Raw genomic sequence first — 24,387 nt, 5'->3', positions numbered from 1 at the left:
AGCGAAGGCCTCAACTGACTGAGATGGCAATGACAAAACCACGTTCGAAAAAGGCGCTGTACATCGGCTTGCCGCTGGCACTGGCCATCGGTGCCGGCGCAGGCTTCCTGGCCTGGGATCATTGGTTCAAGGGCAATGCCGGCTACCCATTGGCCGTGATCAAGCAGGCCAATGAACTGCAGGACCGCTTGCTGTCGTTCGACAGCCATATCACCGTTCCCATGGATTTTGGCACCGCCGGCAACGAGGCGGACAAGGACGGCAGCGGCCAGTTCGACCTGGCCAAGGCGGCACGCGGGCGCTTGTCCGGCGCAGCCCTGACGATCTTCGGCTGGCCGGAAATCTGGAATGGCCCCAACGCCCCGCACAAGCCTACTGACGGCTTTGTCGAGGAAGCCCGCCACGAGCAGGAGGTGCGCTACAAGATCATCTCCGGCATGGTGCGTGACTTTCCCAATCAAGTCGGCATCGCCTATACCCCGGATGACTTTCGACGCCTGCATGGCGAAGGCAAGTTCGCGATCTTTATCAGCATGCTCAACGCCTACCCGCTGGGCAATGACCTGAATCAGCTGGACCTGTGGGCCGCCCGGGGCATGCGCATGTTCGGTTTCAGTTATATCGGCAATAACGCTTGGTCCGACTCATCGCGCCCACTGCCGTTTTTCAATGATTCCGTCGATGCGCTCGAAGGCCTGTCGGACATCGGCAAGCAAGCGGTGCAGCGCCTCAATGACCTGGGGGTGATCATTGACGTGTCGCAGATGTCGACCAAGGCATTGGAGCAAGTCGCGCAACTGAGTCGCACGCCGATGGTGGCGTCCCACTCGGCACCGCGCGCGTCGGTAGACATCCCGCGCAACCTCAGCGACAAGGAACTGCAACTGATCAAGAACAGCGGCGGCGTGGTGCAGGTGGTGGGCTTCCCGGCCTACATACGCCCCCTGAGCCAGCCGACCCAGGACAAACTCAACACCCTGCGCGCGCGTTTCGACCTGCCGCCGCTGCCCAACCTGGCCATGGCCCTGATGCCGGGGGACGCGATCATCGCGGCATGGCCGGAGCAGAAGTTCGGCCAGTACGCCCAAGGGCTGTACGGGATTCTTGAGGAGGAACCCAAGGCCACGCTCAAGGACTGGGGCGACGCCGTCGACTACACCGTGCGCAAGATCGGGATCGATCACGTCGGCATCGCTTCGGACTTCAACGACGGCGGCGGCATCGACGGCTGGAACAACGTCGGCGAAATCCGCAACGTCACCGCCGAACTGATCCAGCGCGGCTACTCCGAAGCCGACATCGCCAAGCTGTGGGGAGGTAACTTCCTGCGGGTCTGGGACCAGGTACAAAAAGCCGCCAAACCCTTGGCCAACCGCTAATCACCTAGAAGCAAGTCCATGACTGACCGCCGTACGTTTCTCAAGCAGGCCGGGGTATTCGCCGCCAGCCTGCCATTGGGCGCTGCACTCATCCCGCAGGCACTGGCTGCCACCACCACGGATGCCCCATGGACGGGGTTCAAGCAGCTGTTCAACCAGGACCCCGATTACCTGCACTTCTCCAACTTCCTGGTGGCCTCGCACCCCAGGCCGGTACGCGAGGCCATCGAGCGTTACCGCGCCCAGATCGACCGCAACCCAGGGCTCGCCATGGACTGGGACCTGGAGGAAACCTGGAAGCGCGAAGGCCAGGTACGCGAATGGGCCGGCCGCTACCTCAAGGCCACCCCGGCGCAGATCGCCCTGACCGGCAGCACCTCCGAAGGCCTGGCGATGATCTATGGCGGCATCAAGGTGCGCCCGGACCAGGAAATCCTCACCACCGTGCATGAGCATTACGCGACCCAGAACGTGCTGGATTTTCGCGTGCTCAAGGAAGGCACCCAGGTTCGCCGGATCAAGCTGTTCGAGCGGGCCAGCCAGGTTTCTGCCGACGAGGTGCTGGCCAATATCCAGCGTAATATCCGCCCCAACACCCGAGTGCTGGGCATGACCTGGGTACAGTCCGGCAGCGGCGTAAAACTGCCCATCGGCGAGATCGGCAAGCTGGTGGCGGCGCACAACCGCAACCGCGATGACAAGGACCGCCTCCTCTATGTGGTGGATGGCGTGCATGGTTTCGGCGTGGAAAACCTCGACTTCCCAGACATGCATTGCGACTTCTTTATCGCCGGCACCCATAAATGGATGTTCGGTCCGCGCGGTACCGGGCTGGTGTGTGCGCGCACCCCTGAAAACACCTACGTCACGCCCATGGTGCCGACCTTCTCCGAAGACAAGGACTTCGCCACCATCATGACCCCCGGCGGCTATCACGCTTTCGAGCATCGCTGGGCGGCGGATGAGGCCTTCAAGCTGCACCTGCAACTGGGCAAGGCGCCGGTCCAGGCGCGCATCCATGGACTGAACGCCGAACTCAAGGAGCAATTGCTGGCGCACCCGCAGATCGAACTGGTCACGCCGCGCAGCCCAGAACTGTCTGCCGGCTTTACCTTCTTCCGGGTCAAGGGCCAGGACAGTGATCGGGTGGCAGCCTACATGCAGAAGAACCGCGTGGTGATCGACGCGGTGGACCGCGACGTCGGCCCGGTGATCCGCACGGCGCCCGGCCTGCTCAACAACTCCGACGAAATCCAGCGTTTCATGACCCTGCTCAGCCAGCGGTTGTGACGCGCCTTTTTCCCTTTGCACGAGAGGCCCCTATGACGCCACTGCGACTCAACCCCCTGACGACCCTGGCACTGACCGCCCTGTGCGGCGCGCTGCTGCCGGGCCTGGCCCAGGCTGCCACGCCGCAACCGGGCAAAGTGTTCAAGGACTGCAAGGACTGTCCGGAAATGGTGGTACTGCCCGCCGGCACCTTCACCATGGGGACGCCGGAAGACGAAGTCGGCCGTGAGCCGGACGAAGGCCCGATGCATGACGTGACCTTCGCCAAGCCGTTCGCCATGAGCCGCTTCCACATCACCGCCGGCGAATGGGACAGCTATATCCGCCAGACCGGCGTGAAGATCGCCGACGGCGACACCCGCCCCGGCCGCGAATGCATCGCCAGCAAGCCACGCTATCCCCAGGGCCCGCGCCAGCCGGCGGTGTGCATGGACATGGACGACATCAAGCACTATGTGGCCTGGCTGTCGAAAAAAACCGGCCAGCAGTACCACATGGTCAGCGAGGCCCAGCGCGAATACGCCGCGCGCGCCGGCTCCGCCGGACCATTCCCATTCCCGTTCGACGAGGGCAAGGGCTACAGCATCGCCAAGCATGCCAACACCTACGGGCCGGCGGACGGGTACAGCTATTCTTCGCCGGTAGGCAGCTACCCGCCGAATGCGTTTGGCATGTACGACATGCATGGCAATGTCTATGAGCGGGTGGCCGACTGCGAGCACCCCAACTATGTCGGCGCACCGACGGATGGCAGCGCGTGGATGGAGCCGAACTGCGAGGGCTACCAGATTCGTGGCAATGACTGGGGCGAAGCGCCGGTGTTTTCACGCTCGGGCAACCGCAACAACATCTACCCGCAAACGCGGGGGGATTGGATTGGCTTCAGGGTAGTGCGCGATCTCTAAAGCTGACGGGATTTAATGTGGGAGGGGGCTTGCTCCCGATGGGGTGCGGCAGTCGACATCGCCATTGACTGATACTCCGTCATCGGGAGCAAGCCCCCTCCCACAGTCAAATCGTGCGCGGCTTAGACCCCCTTCTGCGCCAACAACTCCAAACCTTCATGCAGCGCCGGGAACAGGCTGTTGTTGAAGTTGTTCCAGCGCAGTTCGAGGATGGTGTCGTCCGGCGAGATCTCGGTCTTGAGTACGTCGTGGAACACCTCGCCGGAGTCGATGCCGTTGTCCACGTAGTGGAAGGAGGCGCCGGTCAGGTACAGCGGCTCGGATGGCGTGGTGGCCTTGGTCACCCAATCCGTAACCGTCAACCCACGCGCACCGTACAGCGCATTCCAGGTCGCATAGGCCCCACGGCGCTCATAGGGCGATTCGATACGGGTGATACCGGGGTGAATGTTCATGATCCTACGGGCAAACGGCGCACCGGGGCGCACCAGCTCGTCCAGGATCACCAGCAGGCCGTCCAGCACCACAATATCGGCCTTCAATTCCACCAGCGTGTCATGCAGGCGGCGTTCGAAGTCCTGCTTGCCGGCGATATGCTCGGCGCTGCCCCGTGGCAGGCGGCGATAGGTGGACGGCACGCTCAACAGCAGGTCGTTGACCAGGTGGCCCTGCACCTGCAAATCCGCCGGATAAAGCCACTGGCGCCCCGGTTTATAGGCAAACCCATAGTCGACCACCAACTGCTGGTCGCGCGGGTTCTGCTCATCGTCGTCATACACCACGCCCACCAGGTTGTAGGCGTCACCCAGGGACGTGTCGTTGAGCGACCCCACCAGAAACTCCAGCACCGACTTCATGTAGCGCTCGTGGTCCTTGTAGGCCACCGGCTGGCCGGCCTTGTCGGCAGCGGCATTGCGCAGGGACCACACGTACACCAGGTTCTTTTTCGTCATTGTTTCGCTCTCGCTGGAAAGATCAGGCACGCGCCGATACGCGTGCGCCTACACCACAAGAACGAACCAGCCCACGCGCAATTTATCCGCCACCGCCACCGCCGGGCACGCCGAGCTAAATAGTCGCGCCAATCCTTCGTTTGTCATGGGTAAGGGTCTGTGTGCCCAGCCCCCTCTTTTTCACTTTCCGGGAAGTACTTATGACCGACCCCAAGCGCGGCGCCTTCAAAGGTTTGCTTGCATTGCTCAGGCCGTTTCGCACCATCGTGACGGTCTCCATCGCCCTGGGCATGGCCGGCGGCCTGGCCATCACGCTGTTGCTGGCGACCATCAACAACGCGCTGCACTCTTCCACGGGTATGACCCAGGGCGTGATCCTGAGCTTTGCTGCGCTGTGCGTGCTGGCGCTGACCAGTTCGATCGTCTCCGATATCGGCACCAACTACGTGGGCCAGCGGATCATCGCCGCCCTGCGCAAGGATCTCGGCGAAAAGGTGCTGTCGGCGCCCATCGAGCAGATCGAACAGTATCGCTCCCACCGCCTGATCCCGGTGCTGACCCACGACGTCGACACCATCAGCGACTTCTCCTTTGCCTTCACCCCGCTGGCCATCGCCACCACCGTGACCCTGGGCTGCCTGGGGTACCTGGCGTACCTGTCGGTGCCGATGTTCCTGATGATGGTGGTGGCGATCATCATCGGCAGCAGCGTGCAGTTCATCGCCGGCGCCAAGGGCATTCGCGGCTTCGACGAGGCCCGCGACCAGGAAGACGAGTTGCAACGCTACTACTCGGCAATCGCTTCCGGCGCCAAGGAGTTGCGCATCCACCGGCCCCGCCGCTACCGCATGAACACCCACCGCATCCAGGAAACCGCCGACCGTATCAGCGATATCCAGGTGCGTTCGGTGAACATCTATATCGTCGCCAAGACCTTCGGCTCGATGCTGTTCTTTGTGGTCATCGGCCTGGCGCTGGCGATGCAGGCCTACAACCCGAACCCGGACCCGGCGGTGATCACCGGTTTTGTGCTGGTGTTGCTGTACATGAAGGGCCCGCTGGAACACGTGGTGGGTTACCTGCCGATCATCGGCAAGGCGCGCATTGCGTTTGCGCGCATCACCGAACTGTCCGAACGCTTCTCTTCCCCCGAACCGCACCTGCTGATGGACGGCAGCGAAGCGCCGACACCGGTGGTGCACAGCCTGGAGTTGCGCGGCGTGAGCTACAGCCCGCCGCCGGTGGAAGGCAGCCAGCCGTTCCACCTGGGGCCGATCAACCTGAGCATCCAGCAGGGTGATATCGTGTTTATCGTCGGCGAGAACGGCTGCGGCAAGACCACCCTGATCAAGCTGCTGCTGGGCCTGTATCAACCCGAGGCCGGGGAAATCCGCCTCAATGGCGAAACGGTGACCGACCCGGCGCGCGATGACTATCGCCAGCTGTTCACCACGGTGTTCGCCGACTACTACCTGTTCGACGACCTGGTCCAGGGCAGCGCCACCCAGTCGCTGGACAGCGCCGCCAAGTACCTGGAGCGCCTGGAAATCGCGCACAAGGTCAGCGTCAAGGACGGCGTATTCAGCACCACCGACCTCTCCACCGGCCAGCGCAAGCGCCTGGCACTGGTCAATGCCTGGCTGGAAGAGCGCCCGGTGCTGGTGTTCGACGAATGGGCCGCCGACCAGGACCCGGCCTTCCGCCGCGTGTTCTATACCGAGCTGCTGCCGGACCTCAAGCGCCTGGGCAAGACCATCATCGTGATCAGCCACGACGACCGCTACTTCGATATCGCCGACCAGTTGGTGCGCTTGAGTGCAGGGAAAGTCGTTGCGGAGTTGGAGCCCGCATAATTTTTTCCGGTTTATGCGAGTGCGAACGTCTCATATGCAGCAATGAGAATTAACCGCATTAAGTACCCATCTGCCAACACTTAAAAAAGAGAAACAACACCATGCCAGTACGGCTTGCCCTCAGCCCATTGAGCACCGCACTTTCCATGCGGCGGGCCCTGAAATTCAACGCTCTGCCCAATAGCCTGGCCCTGGCGGCCAGCCTGTCGATGGCGAGTTATGTGCAGGCGCAAGAGTTCGAATTGAACATCCCCGCGCAGCCGTTGAGTACTGCACTGCAGGTATTTGGCCAACAGACCAACCTGCAAATCCTGTACAGCCCGGAAACCGTGCAAAACAAGCACAGCGTGGCGGTCAGCGGCAAGATGGACCCGGTACGGGCTATCGAGCAAATGCTGGGAGGGACCGGCGTCAGCTACAGCCTGCAAGGCAGCTCGATGATCATCAACGCGCCCGGCTCCGGTAGCGACGCCCTCGAGCTTGGCGCCACCCAGATCAACGCCAACCAACTGGGCACCATCACCGAAGGTTCCGGCTCCTACACACCAGGCACCATCGCCACCGCCACCAAGATGGTGCTGACACCGCGCGAGACGCCCCAGTCGATTTCCGTGGTCACCCGCCAGACCATGGATGACTTCGGCTTGAACGGCATCGACGACGTGATGCGCCACACACCGGGCATCACCGTCTCGACCTTCGACAGCGAGCGCACCAACTATTATTCCCGGGGTTTCCCGATCCAGAACTTCCAGTACGACGGCGTGCCGACCACCCGCAACGAAGGTTACTCGGCCGGCCAGACCCTGAGCGACATGGCGATCTACGACCGTGTCGAAATCCTCAAGGGCACCACCGGCCTGATGACCGGCGCCGGCGGCCCGGGCGGCACCATCAACCTGGTGCGCAAGAAGCCCACTGCCGAGTTCCAGGGGCATGTGGGCCTGGGCGCCGGCTCGTGGGACAACTACCGCTCGGAGCTGGACGTGAGCGGCCCGCTGACCGAAAGCGGCAACGTGCGCGGGCGTGCCGTGGCGGTATACCAGGACAAGCATTCATTCATCGACCACTATGAACGCAAGACCAATGTCTACTACGGCATCCTCGAATTCGACCTGTCGCCGGACACCCTGCTGACCATCGGCGCCGACTATCAGGATAGCGACCCCAAGGGTTCGAGTTGGTCCGGCAGCCGCTCGTTGTTTGATGGTGTGGGTAACGAGATCAGCTTTGACCGTGGCTACAACAATGGCCCGAAGTGGAGCAGCTGGGGGCAATACAGCCGCAGCGTTTTCGCCACCCTGGAACACGCGCTGGATAACGGCTGGATCGCCAAGGCCAACTACAGCAACCAGCTCAATGGCTATAACGCACCGCTGGGTTACGCTTCTCCAAAGCAAAATTCCACCGACAGAGCCTCGGTGTATGCCGCCAAGTACACTGGCAAGACCATCAGTAATAACGGCGACTTCTATCTCTCCGGGCCGTTCAGCCTGGGCGGTCGCGAGCACCAGTTGGTGGTGGGGGCATCGGTTTCGCGTTCGCACTGGGAAGGCAACGACTATTACAGTGCGACCTATAAGGACAGTAATGACTTCCCTCTTTATTCATGGGACGGCGACAGCCTGGAGCCGGATTGGGGCCGCGCTACCGAGAAAGACGACATCACCCGCCAGGCAGCGGTCTACTTCTCGACACGCCTGAGCCTCACTGACGACCTGTCCCTGTTGCTTGGTTCGCGCCTGACCGACTACCGGCTGACCGGCACCAACGACTCGCGCGAGACCGGCAAACTCATCCCGTATGCGGGCGTGGTGTACGACCTTAATAAAAACTTCTCGGTGTACGGCAGCTATACCTCGATCTTCATGCCGCAGCAGCTGCGACCCGACCGCAACAACAAGATGGTCGAGCCTGACGAAGGCGAAAACTATGAACTGGGTGTGAAGGGTGAGTTCTATGACGGCCGCCTGAATGCCAGCCTTGCCTACTTCGAGATTCATGAGTCCAATCGCGCCGAGGAAGACACCGAGTACAACAACAATATGCCGGCCAACTCGCCTGTCGAGTGGGCCTACATGGGCGTCCAGGCCAAGACCAAGGGCTATGAAGCCGAGATTTCCGGTGAGCTGCTGCCAGGCTGGCAGGTGCAGGCGGGCTACACCCACAAGGTGATCCGCGATGACGATGGCAAGAAGTTCTCCACCTGGGAACCTCAGGACCAGCTCAATTTCTACACCAGCTACAAGCTGAGCGGCGCCCTCGACAAGCTCACCCTCGGCGGCGGCGCGCGCTGGCAAGGTGAGGCGTGGCAGGATGTCTACAACCGCGGCAAGAGTGTCACCCAGCGGTTCTCTCAAGACCCGTACTGGCTGGTCGACGCCATGGCGCGCTACCAGATCAGCAAGAACCTCTCCGCCTCGATCAACGTCAACAACGTGTTCGACAAGCGCTACTACACCAACATCGGCTTCTACACGTCGTCCTACTCGGGCGACCCGCGCAACGTGATGCTGTCGACCCGCTGGGACTTCTGATCTAACCCCGGCAACCTCCAGACACCCTGCGCAGCCCGCCTGCCCAGGGTGTTTTTTATGGGCGATGCTTCACCGCCCTCCCCCCATAACCCACCATCGAGTAGGAGGCGGCCTCACAGCCGCCGTCCTCTCACACCACCGTACGTAAGGTTCCGTATACGGCGGTTCAGGTTATGCGGATATACGTCACAGCGATCCGTGCAAGTATTGGGCTTTGACGATTGTGGCCGTCTTACCCCGCTGCGCCGCCTCATCCGCTTCCTGTTCGTCAGGCCAGCATTTTGCCTCGGGCTTCCTTCAGATTCGCAGTCACCCGCGACAACCTTGCCTCTGGCTAGCACTTCCCCTTGCCGGGTGTGTAGAGGACTTGCACCTCCAAGTCGTTTGGCTCACCACCACAATGAGCTAAACAGCGCCAGTCACGGCGCTACGCGCCATGCCTGGCGCACCACAAAAAAGCCCCGGTTCACACCACGTGAGCCGGGGCTTTCTGCCCAAGTGACGGTTACGCCATGGCCGTCACCAGGCTGCGTACAAATTCAGCGTTGTCGATGATGCGCTCATGGTCCACCTCAATCACCACCGACCGCACCACACAGCCCTCGCCAATCACCCGCTGCATGCTGGCTTCGATCAACGCCCGGTGCTGACCGGCCCGGCTCATGGCGGCCCACCAGCAACTGACAGGCGCCTTGAGTGGCTTGAAGTCAGCCTGTTCCATGCGCTTGACCAACGTACGGTCGACGTCCCAGGACACCTGCGCTTCGTTGCCCTCCAACAGCGCTTGCCTGATGTCGAGGAAGGCGTCACCCAGGGTGGCCTCGGCCCATTCGACGAAGCGTGCCCATTGCGTGCCTGCATCGGCGTGGGTGGCCTGCACGTCCTGCCAGGTGGCATGGACAGCCTCTGCAAACGCCGGGAACATCACCCCGAGCAAGTCCACGCGCCGTTCGTTGTCGGATATCTCGCTGTCGTCGGTCACGATTGCCGCTTCCCAGTACGGGGTGAGCCAGCGCGGCGGCGACGAATCGATCCAACCGACAAACTCCACCTGTCGGCCCGCCTGTTCCAGGCGATAGGCAACCTCTACCGCCAGGTTGCCGCCCAACGACCAGCCCGCCAGGCGGAAGGCCCCTTCGGGCTGGGCTTCCAGCAATTGCGCGGAGTAATCCTCGACCATGCTGGACCAGGCCGGCACTTCGGCGCCCTCCTCGGCCAACGCACGGCAGATCACCCCGACCACCGGCCGCTGCTCACGCAACGCCAGGGCGATGGCCTTGTAGCAATGCACCGAACCGTAGCTGGGGTGGAACAGATAGAGCGGCGTGCCTTCGGTGCGGCTGTTAAGCGGCACCAGCAGCGAGCGGCGAGTGATGCCTGCGAGACAGCCGACCTGCGCGCGTACGGTCGGGTTGAGCATCAACTGGCTGACCGAAAGGCCGATGCCGCTGGCCTTGCGAATCCGCTCCTTGAGCATCAGCACCAACAGCGAATGGCCGCCCAATTCAAAGAAGTTGTCATTCAACCCGACGTGTTCCACACCGAGCACATCGGCCCAGATCGCGGCGACTTTCTGTTCAAGCTCGGTCCGTGGTGCTTCAAACCGCTGGGTCGACTGCGTGTCCGGTTTCGGCAATGCCTTGCGGTCCAGCTTGCCGTTGGGGCTCAGGGGCATCTGTTCCAGCAGCAACCATTGCGTCGGCACCATGTAATCCGGCAACTGCACAGCCAAGTGTGCACTGAGGGTTTCACGCCAGCCCTCGCCCTGCGCCTGCAAGACCAGGTAACCCACCAGGTGCTTGCCGTCCACCGCCAGCACCGCCGCCTCGCGCACCGATTCGTGCTCCAGCAGGCGTGCTTCGATTTCACCCAGCTCGATACGCAAGCCGCGCAGTTTGACCTGATGGTCGATACGCCCGGCGTATTCGATCACACCGTCAGGGCGGTAGCGCGCCAGGTCTCCAGTACGGTAGAGGCGCTCACCCTTGATGAACGGATGCGCGATAAAGCGCTCGGCGGTCAAGCCCGGGCGCCGGTGATAACCGCGCGCCAGGCCCACGCCGCCCAGGAACAGCTCACCCAGCACGCCGGCCGGTACCGGCTCGAAATGGCTGTCCAGGACATAGCAGCCCAGGTTGGCAATCGGCTTGCCGATCGGCACTGCGTCGCGGCCTTCATCCACGCACGTCCAGTGGGTCACGTCGATGGCCGCTTCGGTCGGGCCGTATAGGTTGTAAAGCGCGGTGTGCGGCAGTTTGGCGAACACTTGCTGTTGCGCATCCACCGGCAACGCCTCGCCACTGCACACAATGCGCTGCAGGCTGACGCAGGAAGACACGTTCGAATCCTGCAGGAACGCTTGCAGCATCGACGGCACAAAATGCAGTGTGGTGACCTGTTCACGCGTGATCAGGCCGACCAGTTTGTCAGGGTCGCGATGGTCCCCCGGTGCGGCGACCACCAGGCGTGCGCCGGTCATCAGCGGCCAGAAGAACTCCCACACCGAGACGTCGAAACTGAACGGGGTTTTCTGCAACACGGTATCGCGGGCATCCAGCGCGTAGGCCTCCTGCATCCAGCACAGGCGGTTGGTCAGTGCGCAATGGCGGTTGCCCGCGCCTTTGGGTTGCCCGGTGGAACCCGAGGTGTAGATCACGTAGGCGAGGTTTTCGCCGTCCAGGGCGACGCCCGGGTTCGCGTCGCTGTAGCCTTCGCACCCGGCGTCGCCCAGCACCAGGGTTTCCAGGCCTTGGGTAATCGGCAATTGCTCAAGCAAATGGGCTTGGGTCAGCAGCAGTTTCACGCCGCTGTCGTCCAGCATGTAGGCCAGGCGCTCACGCGGGTATTCCGGGTCCAGCGGCACATAGGCGCCACCGGCCTTGAGCACCGCGAGCAGGCCGACGACCATTTCGATGGAACGCTCCACCGCCAGGCCGACCAGCACGTCCGGGCCTACGCCGGCTTCGAGCAAACGATGGGCCAGGCGGTTGGCGCGGCGGTTCAACTCGGCGTAGCTCAGCCGCTGCGTGCCAAATGCCAGGGCGGGAGCCTGCGGCGTCAGGGCGACCTGATCTTCGATCAATTGGTGCACACCGCGCGGCAGCGGGTACTCGCGCGCCGTCGCATTCCAGTCCTCGACGATCACCTTGCGCTGTGTCTGCGGCAGGGATGGCAGGTCCGCCAGGCGCTCCACCTGCGCAAGAGTGAGTGCCTGCAACACCTGCTCGAAGTGCTCGGCCAGATGGACGATGTCCTGCTCGCCGAACGCAGCCGGGTCGTAGTTGAACTCCACGGCCAGGCGTTCACCCATGGCCAGCAATACGGTCAAGGGATAGTGCGTCTGCTCCAGGCTGTCCATCGCGCCGAAACGCAGGCCCGCCGGGGCGCCCTGCTCCAACGCCGCCGACACCGGGTAGTTCTCGAACACCAGGATGCTGTCGAACAGCGCTTCGCCACCGAGCCCGGCCCATCGCTGGATGTCGAACAACGGCGTGTGCTCTTGCTCGCGCAGACGCAGGTTTTGCCCCTGCACCTGCTGCAGCCAGGCGTCCACGCTCAGCTGCGGGCTCGGCGTCGCCACCACTGGCAAGGTGTTGATAAACAAACCGACCTGCTGCTCGATGCCCGGCAACTCGGCCGGACGTCCCGCCACCGTCGCACCGAACGCTACGGTGTCCAGGCCGGTATGCCGTTGCAACAGCAGGAGCCAGGCACTTTGCACCAGGGTATTGAAGGTGACCTTGTGCCGCTGGGCAAAGGCCTTGAGCTGCTCGGTGGCCGACTGCTCCAGTACCAGCCGGTGAATGCCGTTGACCTGGGACACACCCTGCTCGCGCCTGGCACCGCGCGACAGCCGGGTAGGTTCCTGCAGCCCCGCCAGCTGCGCCTTCCAGAAGGTTTCGCTGGTGACCGGGTCCTGTGCCTGCAGCCAGGCGATGTAGTCACGGTAACGCCCGTTCGGCGCGCGCAACACCTCACCGGCGTACTGCTGCAGCACCTCGCCGAACAACTGCGATGAACTCCAGCCATCCATCAGGATGTGGTGGTTGGTGTAAATCAGATGATGGCTGTCGGCACCGGTACGCACCACCACCAGGCTCAACAATGGGGCCTGCTCAAGCACAAAGCCTTCGGCCCGGGCGGCTTCGGCCAGTGCGTCGAGCGCTTCCGCGCGGTCCGCGCGGTGCTGCCAGTCGTGTTCGAGCAAAGGCACCCGCACCGTCTTGTAGACCACTTGCAACGGCTGCTCCAGCTCGGTCTGCCAGAGAAACGCCGTGCGCAGGATATCGTGATGTTCCACGGCAACCTGCCAGGCCGCCTGGAACCTGCTTACATCCAGCCCTTGCACATCGACGCGCATCTGGTTGATGTAGTCGCCGGAACCCTGCCCATACAAGGATTGGAACAGCATGCCCTGTTGCATCGGTGACAACGGGTAAATGTCCTCGACCCGGTTCAACGGCAACGACAGGCCATCCAACTGTGCCTGGCTCAAGCGCGCCAATGGGAAGTCCGACGGCGTGGCACCGGTGTTTTCAGGCTGGCAGCAATGCGCGATCAGTGCCTTGAGTTCCTGGGCATAGTCATCGGCCAATTGCTGGATGCTGGCCGGGTCGAACATCTGCTGGCTGAAGCTCCAGGTCAGGTTCAATTCGCCGCCATACACCTGGCCGTTGATTTCCAACCAATTGCCCAAGGATGCCTCAGGGCTTTGATCGGCCCCTGCAGCGTCACCGGAAGGCGCAAACAGGCCCGGCTCCTCGCTGTCATCAAAACTGGCATCGAACTGGCCCAGGTAGTTGAAGGTAATGCGTGGCTGCGGCAAGCGCGCCAGGGCTTCGCGAACCTGCGGTTGTCCCAGGTAACGCAAGGCACCAAAGCCGATGCCTTTGTCGGGAATGGCGCGCAGTTGCTCCTTGATCCCCTTCAACGAGTCCGTCAGGGTCAGAGCCGGCGTCAGTTTGACCGGGTAGAGACTGGTGAACCAGCCGACGGTACGGGTCAGGTCGATATCGTCGAACAGGTCTTCGCGGCCATGGCCTTCCAAACGGATCAGGGTCGACGCATGGCCGGTCCAGCGCCCGATCACCCGGGCCAGGGCGGTCAGCAACACATCGTTGATCTGGGTGCGATAGGCCGACGGTGCATCCTGCAACAGACGCCGGGTGTGAGTGCTGTCCAGGTGCGTGGTCGCACTGCCGGCATGCCGGTTGCTCAAGCTGGCACCCGGTCTGGCAGCTGGCAGGTCGACCTCGGCGTCGTGCAACTGCGCTTGCCACCATGCCAGTTCGCCGGTCAGCGCATCGCCCTGGGCGTACTGCTGCAGTCGGTGTGCCCAGTCGCGGGTGGAACTGGTCTTGACCGGCAATACCACGGCAACGCCACGGGCGAGCTGACGGTAAGCCGTTTGCAGGTCCTCCAGCAGGATCCGCCACGACACACCATCCACCACCAGGTGGTGGATCACCAACAGCAAGCGCTGTGCTCCACCGTCCAACTCGACCAGTACCGCCCGTATCAGCGGGCCGTGGCCCAGGTCCAGGCTGCGTTGTGCCTCTTCACCCAAGGCCGCGAGTTCGTCGATGTCCTGCAGCGTGCGGTGCCACAGCACGGCGTCGGCCTGGTGCTGTTCGGCACCGCGATAGACGCCCTGCCAGCCACCCGCACCGTCAACGAACTGCGAACGCAACGCATCGTGATGCACGATCAACGCCTGCAAGGCCTGGGTCAGCGTCGTGGCGTCGAGGTGTTCATGGGGTTGCAATACCACCGATTGGTTCCAGTGATGACGCTCGGCGATCTCATCGGCGAAGAACGCTTGCTGGATAGGCAGCAGCAAGGTTTCGCCACTGAGCGCGGCCTGGCTGATCGTCACGCCTTCGACGCCTTGGCGCGCGACACCGGCCAGGCTTTGTACGGTCTGGTGCTGGAACAGGTCCTTGGGCGTGAACCGAATACCCGCCTGGCGAGCACGGCTGACCACCTGGATCGAGATGATCGAATCACCACCCAGCTCAAAGAAGTTGTCGTTCAGGCCCACTTGCGGCAGGCGCAGCACCTCGGCCCAGATCGTCGCGAGCTGTTGTTCCAGCTCGCTCTGCGGGGCCACGTAAGCCTGTTGCAACAGGCTCGCATCCGGTTGCGGCAGGCCCTTGCGGTCGAGCTTGCCGTTGGGGGTCAGCGGCATTTGCGCCAGGAACATGAAGTACGTTGGTACCATGTAATCCGGCAGGCGGGTTTTCAGGGCACGGCGCAGGTGGTCGCGGAATTCGGCTTCGTTGACCAGGCTGGCGTCGGCCGGCACCACGTAGGCCACCAGCCGTTTGCCGGTCGGGCCGTCCTGGGCCACCACCACGGTTTCACCGACACCGTCCTGCTCACGCAAGCGCGCTTCGATTTCCCCCAGTTCGATGCGGAAACCACGGATCTTCACCTGGTGGTCGACACGCCCGAGGTAATCCACCACGCCATCCGGGCGGCCACGGGTCAGGTCGCCGCTGCGATACACGCGACTGCCCGGCTTGCCGAACGGGTCCGGCACGAAGCGTTCGGCGGTCAGCGCCGGACGTTCCAGGTATCCACGGGCCACGCCCTCGCCGCCCAGGTACAGCTCACCGGCGACGCCGATGGGTTGCAGGTTGAGTTGCGCGTCCAGCACGTAGCCGCTGCGGTTGCCCAATAGCGTACCAATCGGTGCATAGACGGCGCCGCAGGGGTCGCCCTTGCGCGCTTTCCACAGCAACGGCGTGACCACGGTTTCGGTAGGGCCGTAGCCGTTGAACAGGTAGGTCGGCTTGAGCGCGCGCCAGGCCAGGTCGTAGCTGGCTTGCGCCACCGCATCGCCGCCAAAGCAGTACACACGCACCTTCGGTGGGTTGCCGTCGCGCTCGGCATGCTCGGCCAGTTGTTGCAGGTACACCGGCGGGAACACCGCCATGGTCACGTTGTGACGGTGCATCTGCGCGTAGGTGTACTCGGGCAACCACAGGCTGTCGTCACGGACCAGCACGCTGGCGCCGTTGATCAGCGGGTGCATCCAGCCTTCGTGGGAGCCGTCGAAGGCGAACGACATGAAGTGCAGTTCGCAATCGGCCGGCGATGTCTCATAACGCTCGCCGGTGGCGATGATGTGCGCCACCAACGGCCCATGGGACACCGCCACGCCCTTGGGCAGGCCGGTGGAGCCGGAGGTGTAGATCACGTAGGCAAGGTTGTCGCCGTGCAGTTTTATCTCCGGCGCGGTGTCGCTGTAGTCGGCCCACGCCTCGGTGCGATCGATGGCCAGGCTGTCCAGGCCCTCGGGAATCGGCAGTTGCGGCAACGCACTGGTGTGGGTCAGCAGCAACTTCGCGCGGCTGTCCTGCATCATGTACAGCAGGCGATCACGTGGGTATTCGATATCCAGCGGCACATACACACCGCCGGCTTTCATCACCGCGAGGAACGCCACCAGGCTCTCGGCACTGCGCGGCATGGCAATTGCCACGCGCACTTCGGGGCCGATGCCACGGGCGATCAAGGCATGGGCCAGGCGGTTGGCCTGGCGGTCCAGCTCGCCATAACTCAGGGTTTGCGCATCGAACTTGACCGCCACCGCAGCGGGGTTTTCGGCGGCGCGGTCGGCAACCATTTCGTGTACCAGACGCTCGGCCGAGAAGCCGGCGTCAGTCTGGTTCCACAGCTGCAGGATGTGTCGTTGCTCATCCTGGCCCAGCAGGTTGAGTTGGCTGATGGATTGCTGTTGGTCGGCAACCATCGCCTGCAACAGGTTTTGCCAATGGCAGGCCATGCGCTTGATGGTCAAGGCGTTGAACAGGTCGGTCGCGTAACCCAAGGTGGCCCAGATGCTGTCGGTGCCTTCATGCACATCCAGGTCCAGGTCGAAATGGGCGGTCTGGCTCTCCCATTCCAGGCCTTCGACGCGCAGTGTGGACAGCGCGAGTTCGGCGCCGCCCAGGCGCGCTTCGGTCTGGTGGTTGAACATCACCTGGAACAACGGGTTAAGACTCAAACTGCGCTCGGGTTGCAGCGCCTCCACCAGTTGTTCGAACGGCAGGTCCTGATGGTCCTGGGCTTCCAGCGCACGCTGGCGGACCTGCTGCAACAGTTGCGTGACCGAAGTCTGCTCATCGATATCGGCCTTGAGCACCTGGGTGTTGACGAAGAAGCCGATCAGCCGCTCGGTCTCGACCCGGTTGCGGTTGGCAATCGGCACCCCGACGCGCACGTCTTCCTGGCCGCTGTAACGGTGCATCAGCGCCTGGAACGAGGCCAGCAACAGCATGAACAGGGTCACGCCTTCGCGTTGCGCCAGGCCCTTGAGGTCGGCAACCAGCGCGGGCGGCAGCTCGACAAACAGGCGCGCACCACGATGGCTTTGCTCGGCCGGGCGCTGGTGGTCGAAAGGCAATTCCAGCACCGGTTGCTCGCCGCCCAGCAAACCTTGCCAGTACGCAAGCTGCCGGGCTTTTTCGCCCGCGTCCATCCACTCGCGCTGCCAGCGGGCATAGTCGGCGTACTGGATCGGCAAGGCCGGCAGTTGCAGATCCAGGCCCTGGCTGTAGGCGCTGTACAACTGCACCAACTCATCGACCATGATTTGCATCGACCAGCCGTCGGAGACGATATGGTGCAGCACCAGCACCAGTACATGCTCGTCCTTGCCCTGGCGCAGCAACGTGGCCCTGAGCAATGGCCCGGCCTGCAGGTCGAACGGGCGGGCGATCTCGGCTTGCACCTGGGCCTTGAGCCGGGTCGGGTCGCTCTCGACCAGAACGATGTCGACCGTGGCCTGCGGCGCAATCACCTGCACGGTCTGCTCATCACCCTGATGCAAATGGGTGCGCAGACTTTCGTGGCGCGCTACCAGCATGTCGAAGCTGCGTTGCAGCGCGTTCAGGTCCAACTGGCCCTTGAGGCGCAACGCGCTGGGCACATGGTAGGCGGCGCTGTCGGGCTCCAGCAGCCAGAGGAACCACTGGCGCTCCTGGGCGTACGACAACACCAAGGGCACATCGCGGGAAGACGGCACCAACGCCGGCGCCGTCGAACCGACCTGCTTGCCCTCGCTTTGCAGGGCCGCGACAAAGCCGTCGAGGCGCGCTTGTTCGAACAGCACGCGCAGCGGCAACTCGATCCCCAGGTTATGCCGCAGGCGCGACGCCACTTGCATGGCCAGCAAGGAATGCCCGCCCATCTCAAAGAAATGATCGGTCAGGCCAATACGTTCAGCACCGAGGATATCCGCCCAGATCGCGGCAACCTGCTGCTCCAGCACACTGACCGGCGCCACCCAACTGTGCAGCGCCTGGCTCGCATCCGGGCGTGGCAAGGCATGGCGATCCAACTTGCCATTGGGGCTCAACGGCAGTGCCTTCAGGAACATGAAGTGCGCCGGCACCATGTAGTCCGGCAGCTCATCGCGCAAGGCCGTGCGAAGCTGCTCACGCAGTGCGTCCTGCTCGGACTCGGCCGTGGAGATGACCAGGTAGGCGATCAGTTGCTGGTCGGCAGCAATCACCAGCGCTTCGCGGACCGCATCCTGGGCCAGCAGGCGCGATTCGATTTCACCCAGTTCGATACGGAAGCCACGCACCTTGACCTGATGGTCGATGCGCCCGATGTACTCGATCACACCATCGGCACGGTAGCGCGCCAGGTCGCCGGTGCGGTACAGGCGACCGCCGCCAGCGGGGTCAAAGGGGTCGGGAATAAAGCGTTCGGCGGTCAGCGCCGCGCGGTTGAAGTACCCCCGCGCCAGCAATGGCCCGCCGATCACCAGTTCGCCGGCCACGCCCACAGGCACCGGGTTGAGGCTGGCATCCAGCAGGTAGATGGCGCGGCCGTCCAGTACGCGACCAATCGGCATCATTTGCGTGACGGCTTCGCGGCCATCGACATAACCCGCGCAATCGAGGGCCGTGACCGTAACAGTCGCCTCGGTGGGGCCGTAGGTGTTGAGCAGGCGCACATGGCCCAGGCCGGCATCGCGCCAGGAAGCCAAACCTTCCGGCGGCATGGCTTCGCCGCCCGCATGCACCTGGCGCAACCGCCCATAGTCCCGCACACCTCGCTCGGCAAAGTCCCGGGCAATCAGGTGCCAGTAGGCGGTGGTGAGGTCGACCACCGAAATCTCATGTTCGATCAGTTGGGTGTAGAAGGTGTCGCTATCCCACAGCTCGCCGCCACGCACCACCACCGCGGCCCCGCAGCAGAGCGCCGGGTAGAGTTGCTCGACGAAACCGTCGAAGTTGAATGTACCGAATTGCAGCACGCAGTCAGCGGCGGTCAGCGCAAACACCTCGGTAAACACCTCGACGTGGCGTGCCAACGAAGCCTGGTCGATGCCCACGCCCTTGGGCCGCCCGGTCGAACCCGAGGTGAACATCAGGTAGGCCAGGTTGGCCGGGAACGCGCGCACCTCGGGGTTACTCGACGGGTACTCGGCCAACCACTGCGGATCGGACTCCAGGCAGATCAACGCCAGGTCGGCACTGATCGGCAGGCGCTCCAGCAAGGGATGCTGGGTCAGCAACAGCTGCAAGCCGCTGTCTTCGATCATGCATTGCAGGCGGTCGCGGGGGTATTGCGGGTCCAGCGGTACATAGGCGCCGCCGGCCTTGAGCACGGCCAGCAGGGCCACGATCATTTCCAGCGAACGGTCCACGGCCACGCCGACCAGGCTGTCGGCGCCCACGCCCTGTTCGATCAGGGCGTGGGCCAGGCGGTTGGCGCGCTGGTTGAGGTCGGCGTAACTCATGCGCCGCTGATCCATGATCAGGGCGACGGCGTCGGGCCGGCTCGCCACCTGCTGCTCGAATTTAATCAGCACGCTGCTGTGGGCGGCACGCGCGGGTTGCGGCGGGTTCCACTCATAGAGCATCTGCGCTTGCTCATCGCGGCCCAGCATCGGCAAGTCGGCGACACACTGCCGGGCCGTGCCTACCACGCTCTTCAGCAGGTTTTGCCAATGCGCGGCGAAGCGCTGCAGGGTACTGGCGTCGAACAATGCGGTCGCGTAGGTCAACGAAGCGTGCAGGCCCTCGGCAGACTCCTGGGTGTCCAGGCTCAGGTCGAAATGCGCCGTATGGCTGTCCCACTCCAGCCCCTGCACCTGCAGCACCGGCAATTGCTGGCTGCCACGGTTGGCATGGGCGTCGGACTGGTGATTGAACATCACTTGGAACAGCGGGTTGTGGCTCAGGCTGCGCTCGGGTTGCAGGGCCTCGACCAACTGTTCGAAAGGCAGGTCCTGATGGGCCTGCGCCCCCAACGCATGCTCCTTGACCTGCTGCAACAGCTGGGCAAAGGTCATGTGCCCGTCGATCTCGGCCTTGAGCACCTGGGTATTGACGAAGAAGCCGATCAGTTGCTCGGTTTCCAGGCGGTTACGGTTGGCGATAGGCACGCCGACACGGATGTCCGACTGGCCGGTGTAGCGGTACAACATCGACTGGAAGGACGCGAGCAGCAGCATGAACATGGTCACGCCTTCGCGCTGCGCCAGGGCGCGCAAGCCCTCGACCACGGCAGGTTCGACCAGCACATCCAGGCGCGCACCTTCGTAACGTTGTATCGCCGGGCGCGGGCGGTCCAGCGGCAGCTCCAGTACCGGCTGCACATCCCCCAGGCGGGCCCGCCAGTAGGCCAATTGCCGGGCTTTTTCGCCCGCCTCCATCCAGCCACGCTGCCACTGGGCGTAGTCCGCGTATTGAATCGGCAGCAGCGGCAGCACTGGCTCGAGCCCCTGGCTGTAACCGGCATACAAACTCACCAGTTCATCGACCATGACCTGCATCGACCAGGCATCCGACACGATGTGGTGCTGGACCAGTATCAGCACATGCTCGCGCTCGCTCAGTTGCAGCAGTTTGATGCGCAGTAACGGGCCGGCCTGCAGGTCGAATGGCCGGGCGATTTCTCGCTCCACCCACCCCTGCAATTCGCCGGAGGTGCCTGCGCCCACGACCTGGTGTTCAATGACCGGCGCAGCCTGTTCGAGCACACGCTGAACGGTCTGGCTCACGTCGGAAAAAAATACCGTGCGCAAGGTTTCATGGCGCTGCACCAGAGTGTCGAACGCACGTTGCAGGGCCACACGGTCAAGCGCACCCGACAGGCGCAGCGCGGCAGGAATGTGATAGGCCGCGCTGTCGGGTTCCAGCTGCCAGAGGAACCACTGGCGCTCCTGGGCGTACGACAGGGCCAGCGGCTGTGTGCGATCGGCGCGGGTGATCTGCGCGACCTCGGCGCCTGCATCCCCCAATGACGCCACGAAGGCGCCCAGCACCGGTTGCTCAAACAGGCTTTTGAGTGCCACCTCGATACCCAGCGCCTGGCGCACACGGGACACCATGCGGGTCGCCAGCAGCGAATGACCGCCGAGCTCGAAGAAATGGTCCTCCAGGCCCACCTGTGGCACACCCAGCACCTCGGCCCAGATCGCGGCCACCTGCCGGGCTTTCTCACCAACCGGCGCCACATAGCGTTTTTGCAGCAGGCTGGCGTCTGGCTTGGGCAGCGCCTTGCGATCCAGCTTACCGTTCGGTGTCAGCGGCAGGCGGGCCAGGAACAGCATGTGCGCCGGCACCATATAATCCGGCAGCACCTCGCGCAGTGTGGCCTTGAACGCTTCGCGCAAGGCGCCCTGATCGGCTTCCGGCGTCAAGGTGTCGGTCACCAGATAGGCCAGCAACTGGTCATGCTCGGCCACCACCACGGCTTCGCGGATCGCACGCTGCTCACGCAGGCACGCCTCAATCTCTCCCAGTTCGATACGGAACCCACGCACCTTGACCTGATGGTCGACGCGGCCGATGTACTCGACCACGCCATCCGCGCGATAGCGTGCCAGGTCGCCTGTGCGATAAAGCCGCTCACCGTTGTGCGCAAACGGGTTGGGCACAAAACGCTCGGCGGTCAACGCAGCCCGGCCGTGATACCCCCGGGCCAGGCCGACACCGCCGATCAGCAGCTCACCGCTGGTGCCTACCGGGCTCGGAGTGAGCTCGGCATTGAGGATAAACAACGAGGTGTTGGCGATTGGCCGACCGACAAACGGCAACGGTTCAGCCAGTAGATGGGCCGCCGACCAAATAGTGGTTTCGGTCGGGCCATACAGGTTCCACACCGCGCCCTCTTGGGCCAGCATGCGCTGGGCCAGGTCGGCCGGCAGCGCCTCGCCGCCGCACAGGCACTTGACCCCGCGCAGTAAGGCGCGGCGTTCGCTGTCCAGGAGCATGCGCCAGCTCGAGGGCGTGGCTTGCACCACACTGATCGCTTCGCGCTGTACCAGATCCAGAATCGCCTCAGGGTCCAGGGACACGTGCTTGTCGGCCAGTACCACCGTCGCACCTGTCGCCAGCGGCACGTAGAGTTCCAGGGCAAAGATATCGAACGAGAACGTCGTCAACGACAACAGCCGCGCGTCAGCGCCAATGGCCAGGGTGCTGGCCATGCCATGGGTGAAGCTGCTCAGTGCGCCATGACGCACCATCACGCCCTTGGGCTTGCCGGTGGAACCGGAGGTGTAGATCACATAGGCCAGGTGCTCGCCCGTCAGTTCGATATCGGGGTTGGCGCTGCTGTAGCGCGCATCTTCCTGTGCGTCCATGAGCAGCAATTGCTGGTCAGCCGCCAGTGGCAGGCGTTCGTGCAGGTCGCCGGCAGTCAATAGCACGCGAGCGCGGCTGTCTTCCAGCATGAAGGCCAGCCGGTCCGCCGGGAATTGCGGATCGAGCGGCACGTAGGCGCCACCGGCCTTCAGCGTCGCCAGCAAGGCCAAGACCATGTCCACCGAGCGGTCGAGGGCCACCGCCACCAGCACGTCCGGCCCGACACCCGCAGCGCGCAGGCGATGGGCCAGGCGGTTGGCGCAACAGTTCAGCTCGCCGTAACTCAGCGCCTGGCCGTTGCACACCAGGGCAATGGCGTCGGGGCGCGCTTGCGCCTGGGCCTCCAGCAACCGATGCACGCCCTCGTCCTGCGCAAACGCCATGGGCGTGTGGTTCCAGCCGTGCACCTGTTGCTGCCACTGTGCATCATCCAACAGGGGCAACTCACCGATACGGCCGCCGCAATCCTGGGCCACCCGGTGCAACAGGCGATGCCAATGGCCAAGGAAACGCTCCAGGCCAGGCGCATCAAACAAGTCAGTGGCATAGGTCAGCGACGCCTGGATACCGTCAGCCGATTCCTGGGTGTCGAGGCTGAGGTCAAACTGCGACGTCTTGCTGTCCCACTCCAGCCCTTGCACTTGCAACCCCGTTACACTGCCGCCACCGCGCTGGGTGTCGGTCTGGTGGTTGAACATCACTTGGAACAACGGGTTGTAGCTCAAGCTGCGCTCGGGCTGCAGCGCTTCCACCAACTGCTCGAACGGCAAGTCTTGATGGGCCTGGGCCTCGACCGCGCGTTGGCGGGTCTGCTGCAGCAATTCACGAAATGTCATCTGGCCGTCGATATCGGCCTTGAGAATTTGCGTGTTGACGAAAAAGCCGATCAGGCGCTCGGTCTCCACCCGATTTCGGTTAGCCACCGGCACACCGATGCGGATGTCAGCCTGGCCGCTGTAGCGGTGCAGCACAGCCTGGAACGACGCCAGCAACAGCATGAAAATCGTCACACCTTCACGCTGCGCCAAGGTCTTGAGGCCTGCCACCAGAGAGGCTTCCAGGGTCAGGTCCAGCCTGGCCCCGCGGTAGCTCTGTAGCGCTGGCCGTGGACGGTCCATGGGCATTTCGAGGACCGGTTGCTCGCCGCCGAGCATGCCTTTCCAGTAACCCAATTGGCGCTCACGCTCGCCCGCCTCCATCCAGCTGCGCTGCCATAGCGCGTAGTCGGCGTACTGGATCGGCAAGGCCGGCAGTTGCAGGTCCTGGCCCTGCACATAGGCGGCGTACAGTTGCACCAGCTCGTCGACCATCACCTGCATCGACCAGCCATCGGAGACGATGTGATGCTGCACCAGCACCAGCACATGCTCCTGGGGCGCCAGGCGCAGCAGCTTGACCCGCAACAGCGGGCCTTGCTGCAAATCGAATGGCTGGGCGATCTCGGCTTCCACCAGCGCCTTGAGTTCGGATTCCTCGGCGTCGACCAGGGCAATATCCACCCGTACCTGATCGGCAATCACCTGCAAGGCACTGTCGCCGTCCTCCTGCAAATGCGTGCGCAGGCTTTCATGGCGCAGCACCAGTGTGTCAAAGCTGCGCTGCAACGCGGCCACGTCCAGTTGGCCGGTAAGGCGCAAGGCCCTTGGCACATGATAGGCGGTGCTCTGCGGCTCCAACTGCCACAAAAACCACTGCCGCTCCTGGGCATAAGAGAGCCGAAGAGGCTCACCTTCCTGGCGCTTGAAAACCGGGGCAATCTCAAACAGGTTGATGCCTTGCTGCTTGAGCATTACCGCCAACGCTTTCTTTTGCTGCGCCGAAAGTGACCCTACCGACTCGATTAATGCTTGCACGCCA

General features: G+C 63.3%; 7 protein-coding genes. 5 read left to right on the top strand and 2 right to left on the bottom strand.

The features are described from left to right. The first annotated feature begins 29 nt into the window (after positions 1-29). The 3 genes from pvdM to pvdO are packed head-to-tail and all read left to right on the top strand — an operon-like array spanning position 30 to position 3,574. Complete coding sequence (gene pvdM, locus BLW22_RS11355; RefSeq protein ID WP_065927966.1) at positions 30-1,379, top strand: pyoverdine-tailoring dipeptidase-like protein PvdM; 1,350 nt, start codon at positions 30-32, stop codon at positions 1,377-1,379. Between the two features lie 18 nt (positions 1,380-1,397). Further along, positions 1,398-2,669: a pyoverdine-tailoring periplasmic protein PvdN gene (gene pvdN, locus BLW22_RS11350; RefSeq protein ID WP_074846335.1), complete on the top strand. Its 1,272-nt coding sequence runs from the start codon at positions 1,398-1,400 to the stop codon at positions 2,667-2,669. 32 nt (positions 2,670-2,701) lie between these two features. Then, complete coding sequence (gene pvdO / locus BLW22_RS11345; protein WP_074846332.1) at positions 2,702-3,574, top strand: dihydropyoverdine dehydrogenase; 873 nt, start codon at positions 2,702-2,704, stop codon at positions 3,572-3,574. Positions 3,575-3,696: 122 nt separating this feature from the next. Here pvdO and BLW22_RS11340 read toward each other — a convergent pair whose 3' ends face one another. Beyond that, positions 3,697-4,527, bottom strand: a complete 831-nt coding sequence (locus BLW22_RS11340; RefSeq protein WP_065927969.1) for a formyl transferase — start codon at positions 4,525-4,527, stop codon at positions 3,697-3,699. Positions 4,528-4,727: 200 nt separating this feature from the next. Between BLW22_RS11340 and BLW22_RS11335 the strand changes: the two genes are divergently transcribed. Together BLW22_RS11335 and BLW22_RS11330 are read left to right on the top strand one after the other, a co-directional pair. After that, positions 4,728-6,380 (top strand): cyclic peptide export ABC transporter, encoded by a 1,653-nt coding sequence (locus tag BLW22_RS11335; RefSeq protein WP_074846329.1) that lies wholly within the window; start codon positions 4,728-4,730, stop codon positions 6,378-6,380. Between the two features lie 101 nt (positions 6,381-6,481). Continuing rightward, positions 6,482-8,917 (top strand): TonB-dependent siderophore receptor, encoded by a 2,436-nt coding sequence (locus tag BLW22_RS11330; RefSeq protein WP_065927971.1) that lies wholly within the window; start codon positions 6,482-6,484, stop codon positions 8,915-8,917. 505 nt (positions 8,918-9,422) lie between these two features. On the opposite strand, the gene BLW22_RS35690 is transcribed toward BLW22_RS11330, so the two are convergent. Beyond that, positions 9,423-24,383 carry a non-ribosomal peptide synthase/polyketide synthase gene (locus BLW22_RS35690; RefSeq protein WP_328586401.1) on the bottom strand — a complete coding sequence of 4,987 codons (14,961 nt, stop codon included), beginning with the start codon at positions 24,381-24,383 and terminating at the stop codon, positions 9,423-9,425. Positions 24,384-24,387: the final 4 nt, after the last annotated feature.

This window comes from Pseudomonas marginalis, from assembly GCF_900105325.1.
GTDB lineage: Bacteria > Pseudomonadota > Gammaproteobacteria > Pseudomonadales > Pseudomonadaceae > Aquipseudomonas > Aquipseudomonas marginalis.
The sequence above is the reverse complement of the archived record's forward strand: the minus strand, read 5'-3'. Positions and strand labels throughout refer to the sequence as shown.

Coding starts and splice junctions, on each gene's coding strand:
- pvdN (WP_074846335.1), top strand. CDS start 1,398: ATGACTGACCGCCGTACGTTTCTCAAGCAGGCCGGGGTATTCGCCGCC.
- BLW22_RS11340 (WP_065927969.1), bottom strand. CDS start 4,527: ATGACGAAAAAGAACCTGGTGTACGTGTGGTCCCTGCGCAATGCCGCT.
- pvdM (WP_065927966.1), top strand. CDS start 30: ATGACAAAACCACGTTCGAAAAAGGCGCTGTACATCGGCTTGCCGCTG.
- pvdO (WP_074846332.1), top strand. CDS start 2,702: ATGACGCCACTGCGACTCAACCCCCTGACGACCCTGGCACTGACCGCC.
- BLW22_RS11335 (WP_074846329.1), top strand. CDS start 4,728: ATGACCGACCCCAAGCGCGGCGCCTTCAAAGGTTTGCTTGCATTGCTC.
- BLW22_RS11330 (WP_065927971.1), top strand. CDS start 6,482: ATGCCAGTACGGCTTGCCCTCAGCCCATTGAGCACCGCACTTTCCATG.